The sequence below is a fragment of the Stenotrophomonas sp. P5_A8 genome (assembly GCF_056400545.1).
This window is the reverse complement of record NZ_JBFULB010000292.1, coordinates 1-4791: the sequence shown is the minus strand read 5'-3', so window position 1 is coordinate 4791 and position 4791 is coordinate 1. Positions and strand designations below refer to the sequence as shown.

The following is a 4791-nucleotide window of genomic DNA, read 5'->3' as shown; positions in this document are numbered from 1 at the left end:
GTGCTGCTGCGCCTGCCGCTTGAAGTTGCCCCGCTGTTCCGCGACTGGCTGGACACCCATCATCCGGACCGCGCCACGCACGTGATGAGCACCAACAACCAGCTGCGCGGTGGCAAGGACTCCAACAGCGAATTCGGCAGACGAATGCGCGGCGAAGGCGTCTACGCAGACCTGCTGTCGAGCCGCTTCAAGCTGGCGCGCAAGCGGCTCGGATACGACGCGCAGAACAGCCATTGGCCGAAGCTGGATTGCGACAAATTTTTGCGACCGTTGCCGCCGCGGGTGGATTCGCCACAGGGGTCGTTGTTCTAAGACCGATGCCAGAGACTCTGCTTGATGTGCGCCAATACTCGAATGTCGCGATCAACGATCCATGTCTCGGGCAATCAGCGGCGTGGTGGCATGAGCTAGTTCCCGCAATGATGTGTGCTCACTATTCACGGTAAGATCCGCGCATTGGCCGAACCAAGGATGGGCGAGCGATGAATCTCAGGAAGCTGGAGAAGGATGCCCTTCTTTCCGAAAACGAAGAATCGTCTGATGCCGGGAACCACGCGTGAGTTCCATGCGCCGCCCCGCCCGGTGCTCCCGCCTCAGGGGCTTCCGCCCCGATCGAAGAGATCGCTATGACTAGGTGGCTGCGATGGGTTGCACTGGTGCCGGCTTCCGCCGCCGCATTCATAGCGGTGCTCATGTTGCTCTGGCCATTGCATACCTTATTGATGTATTTGTGCCCTGCCAGCGAAATATTCGACGAGGGCACCACGGATCTAGCGAAACCTGATTATGCGGCAATCGGTCAGGACTGCGCTGCGGCGTGGTTTCCGGGCGCAGAAACCGCGGTCTCGGTTGGAGTATTGGCGGCAGCGATCGCCGCCGCCGGATGTGTGGCAGCTTGGCTGGCTCCAGCCGGAAAGGCGGTATCCGCGTTCTGCGCATCGTGCCTAGCGCTGTGCTTGACGTATACGGTTTTCCGTCTCTCTCAATGACTGGAGTTCCGATCTTGCGGCTAGGCGCAGTCCCTGGCTGCCTCCACTACCGGACAACCGGCAGAATGTCCTGGTGAATGGCAGTGGAAGGTTAGCGGTCCACCTGGAAGTACCAAAGGGAATTGGGTTAACCCAAATACCGGAGGGAAGCTACACCCCGATTTCGGACATCCTCCACCCAATGGTCCCCATTGGGGATACACAGATGGTAACGGTGAGAAGTGGGACTATTTCCTTGATGGACGAGGTTGGCAGCAGCGAGATACCAAGTGGAAGTGAAAGATCACAGGTCCATTGAATGAATATTTTTTCCTAAGAATGGTACCGGGATGAATGGAGAAATCTCAGATTTCACTATGAGCTTGACGATGATGCCAAGCAATGGCGAATCACCGGCTCTGTGACCGGGCTGAGTTCGTTTGTTGCGGTACTGCGTGCTTATGCATCGGATCCAAATAACGACTGGATCTCCTGCCATCGCAATCTGKGTCCGCACGAATATCTGGAAATCGGCACATGGAGCTCGTCCATCATTGACGGTCATTGGATTGCAGGTCGCTTGAGCGATCTGCTTGGTCTTGCGAGTCGTGTTGAGGCGTGGCTAGACTCTGCACAGAGCGGGGATTCCCTCTTCGTCAGGGCATTCTTCAGCCCGGATTCGCCATACGACGTCTGCCTAACGGTCGCGCCGGTCGCTCTTGATCCATCGTCACTCGACGCTTCACTGGCACCTCGGGCAGATGGATAGTCGTCACAGACAACGTACCCGAATGACCTCGACGAATATGCCGGAACCACCCCTTAGTCCCCTCATACTAAAATCCGCGTGCCTCGGCACCGCGCGCCCGCCTGCGCGCGATGCGCCGCCTGCATGACGCCGGCATCCCGGTCGGGGTGATGGTGGCGCCGGTGATTCCCTGGATCAACGATGCCGAGCTGGAAGCGGTGCTGGAAGCCGCACGCGATGCTGGTGCATCCACCGCCGGCTACGTGCTGCTGCGCCTGCCGCTGGAAGTGGCGCCGCTGTTCCGCGACTGGCTGGACACCCACCATCCGGACCGCGCCACGCACGTGATGAGCACCATCAACCAGCTGCGCGGTGGCAAGGACTACAACAGCGAATTCGGCAGTCGCATGCGCGGCGAAGGCGTCTACGCCGACCTGCTGTCGAGCCGCTTCAAGCTGGCGCGCAAGCGGCTCGGATTCGACGCGCAGAACAGTCATTGGCCGAAGCTGGATTGCGGCAAGTTTTTGCGGCCGTTGCCGCCCCGGGTGGATTCGCCGCAAGGCAGCCTGTTCTGACCCCACTGGACGATGGGCCCGATGCCGACCACTATCGGAAGCACCGAAGGCACGTAGGGAAAGCGGGTGAATGTTGCGGCAGTCACCACGGCGGCCAACGCGACGATCCTCGCCGTAATGAACGAGCAGCGCCGCAGGGTGCTGGCCCACTTCAACGCGCACAAGGCGCTCTCGCCGGAGCGCGCGATCGCGCGTGATGCGTTGGAACCCGCGTTGCACGCCACGCTCGAACAACTGCGTGCGCAGGGCATCATCAAGGACAGCGGTGATGCGCTCAGCTATCTGGATGCCGACGCGCTGCTGGCGCATGAGAAGAAGATGGCCAAGAGTGGACGTATCGCCGTAATGGCGATGGTGCCGGTGTTGGTTGGGGTTGCGGTTGCCGTTGTCGTGGCGATTACATTCTCGCGTTGAGGTTGGCCGGCTTCAGCCAGGTGTGGCAGGAGCCGGCCAGCGGCCGGCACTACCGGGGCGTGCGTCGTATATCCAATGGGTGCGTGGCGCGGTTCAAGCACCTGGATATGGCCCGCCGCCTTCAGTTCCCGCCGAACAGCTTCTGAGCGTTCTGGAACAGCACCCAGCTGGTGGCGATGAACTTGTCGCCGCCGTGCGGACGATTGCCGCGGTGGGTGTGGGTGAACGCGGTCGGCGCGATCAGCAGGCTGCCGGTGCGTGGGGCGATCTTGCGGTCCTGGAACAGGAACTCGGTTTCGCCCTGTTCGAAATCATCGTTGAGATAGAGCGTCCACAACAGGTGGCGATGCAGGGTCTCGGCGGCGGGATCGCGCGGGTACAGTTCGCAATGCCAATAGGGATAACCGCCCTCGCCTGCGGCATACCATTGCAGATTGATGGCACCGGGACGCAGGCAGGTGCGGGCCAGGTCGGACAGCGTTGCATCGTCCATGCCTACGAAATCATCGGCGGCCAATCGACGTGGGCTACCGTCGCTGTCCTGGATCTGCAACATCAACGGCGAGATCAGTGCCTGTGGATAACGGCGTAGATAACTCATCACGCCGCGAAACACCGCCTGCTGCAACTGCATGTCCACATCGCGCCACGCGACATCGCCGCTGATGCGGAGATCCTTGCTGTGCTTGAGTTCCGGGAACACACCGCTGCCTACTTCACCGGGCCGCAACTGCGCACTGGTTCGCATCCTGGCCTGGATGGCGGCACACATCCCGGCGGGGATGGCGTTGTGGATTACTTCGATGAAGTCGGGCGGAGCGTGGGCCGTCATGGGGTCATCCGTGGGCATCTGACCCCGATGGTGACCGCTGCGCTGGCCGATGTCACGCCGTTGCCATGTAGGCATTTCCCTGCCGAAAACGGGACCGGTATCGCACCGGTCCCGTGCTGCGCCCTCAGCCCTGCGCTTCGTCGTGCGCGCGGTGGTAGCGGGTGGCTTCGGCCACTTCATTGCGCGAGCCGAGGAACACCGGCACGCGCTGGTGCAGGTGGTCGGGCTGGATGTCGAGGATGCGCTCGCGCCCGGTGGTGGCCGCGCCGCCGGCCTGTTCGACCAGCAGGCCCATCGGGTTGGCTTCGTACATCAGGCGCAGCTTGCCGGCCTTGGTCGGATCCTTCTGGTCCCACGGGTAGATGAAGATGCCACCGCGGGTGAGGATGCGATGCACGTCGGCGACCATGCTGGCGATCCAGCGCATGTTGAAGTTCTTGCCGCGCGCGCCTTCCTTGCCGGCCAGCAGGTCCTGCACGTAGCCCTGCATCGGGGTTTCCCAATGGCGCTGGTTGGACATGTTGATCGCAAATTCCTGGGTCTCGGCCGGGATCTGAATGTCCGCGGTGGTCAGGACGAACTCGCCCTTCTCGCGGTCCAGGGTGAAGGCATGGGTCCCGTGGCCGACGGTGAGCACCATCTGCGTGCTGGGGCCGTAGATACAGTAGCCGGCAGCAACCTGGCTGGTGCCGGGTTGCAGGAAGCTGTCGTCGTTGGGCTGTTCGGTGCCGGGCGGGCAACGCAGCACGGAGAAGATGGTGCCGACGGACACGTTGACGTCGATGTTGGAGCTGCCGTCGAGGGGATCGAACAGCAGCAGGAAATCGCCGCGCGGGTAGGTGTCCGGGACCGGCTGGCAGTGGTCCATTTCTTCCGAGGCGCAGGCGGCGAGGTGACCGCCCCAGGCGTTCGCTTCGAGCAGGATCTCGTTGCTGATGACGTCGAGCTTCTTCTGGGCCTCGCCCTGCACGTTGCCGGTGCCGGCTTCGCCGAGCACGCCACCGAGTGCACCCTTGCTGACGGCGATGGAGATGCTGGTGCAGGCGCGTGCGACGACGGCGATCAGCTGGCGCAGGTCGGCATTGATGCGGCCTGCGTGCTGCTCTTCGATCAGGTACCGGGTAAGCGACGAACGGGACATGGACTGTGGCTGCCAAAGACGTTTGGGGGCCATATTGTCGCCGGTCGTCCATGGCATTACGAGGCAGGCGGGGGACACCGCACCAGACCCTGTAGAGCCGAGCCATGCTCGGC

At 62.2% G+C, this 4791-nt stretch carries 3 protein-coding genes and 2 pseudogenes; 3 read left to right on the top strand and 2 right to left on the bottom strand.

Features of this window, described 5'->3' with window-relative positions:
• The 3 genes and pseudogenes from AC1DQP_RS16535 to AC1DQP_RS16525 form a co-directional block, all read left to right on the top strand.
• Positions 1–312, top strand: a pseudogene (locus tag AC1DQP_RS16535) (PA0069 family radical SAM protein); the annotation flags it as partial.
• Positions 313–1811: 1499 nt separating this feature from the next.
• Positions 1812–2291 (top strand): annotated as a pseudogene (locus AC1DQP_RS16530) (SPL family radical SAM protein); the annotation flags it as partial.
• 66 nt (positions 2292–2357) lie between these two features.
• Positions 2358–2705: a hypothetical protein gene (locus AC1DQP_RS16525; protein ID WP_457317844.1), complete on the top strand. Its 348-nt coding sequence runs from the start codon at positions 2358–2360 to the stop codon at positions 2703–2705.
• Between the two features lie 121 nt (positions 2706–2826).
• Here the strand turns inward: AC1DQP_RS16525 and AC1DQP_RS16520 are convergent, their stop codons facing one another.
• Entirely contained in the window at positions 2827–3537 is a 711-nt protein-coding gene (locus tag AC1DQP_RS16520) for a 2OG-Fe(II) oxygenase (protein ID WP_457317845.1), read from the bottom strand.
• Positions 3538–3661: 124 nt separating this feature from the next.
• Positions 3662–4678 carry a class 1 fructose-bisphosphatase gene (locus tag AC1DQP_RS16515; protein ID WP_457317846.1) on the bottom strand — a complete coding sequence of 339 codons (1017 nt, stop codon included), beginning with the start codon at positions 4676–4678 and terminating at the stop codon, positions 3662–3664.
• Positions 4679–4791 lie beyond the last annotated feature (113 nt).